1 protein-coding gene is annotated in these 317 nt (G+C 59.9%); it reads right to left on the minus strand.

Annotation, left to right across the window (positions count from 1 at the left end; translation table 11 throughout):
• A partial coding sequence (locus QEH57_RS25060) for an aldo/keto reductase (protein ID WP_309009512.1) occupies window positions 1-317 on the minus strand: 317 nt, incomplete at both ends.

Genomic DNA, 317 nt, shown 5'->3' on the forward strand with positions numbered 1-317 from the left:
TTTACGGCGGGCTTGATGGCCGCGTCGGCGAGCAGGAGCTCCAGCTTGGCTCGGCTCATGTTGGAGGTGCCGATATTTTTGACCAGTCCCATCTCCACGAGCTTTTCCATCTGGCGCCAGGTTTTCATGAAGTTGGCGTGGATGTAGGGCTTGGCGTCGGGTGAGCGTGAGGTGACGTCGCAGCCTTTGGCGTGGAAGTTGGGGAAGGGCCAGTGGACGAGATAGAGGTCGAGGTAGTCGAGCTTGAGGTCGGCGAGGGTTTGCTGGCAGGAGGGGATGACGTCGGCTTCGGCGTGCTTGTCGTTCCAAAGCTTGGA

The sequence above is a fragment of the Pelagicoccus sp. SDUM812005 genome (assembly GCF_031127875.1).
Lineage (GTDB): Bacteria > Verrucomicrobiota > Verrucomicrobiia > Opitutales > Opitutaceae > Pelagicoccus.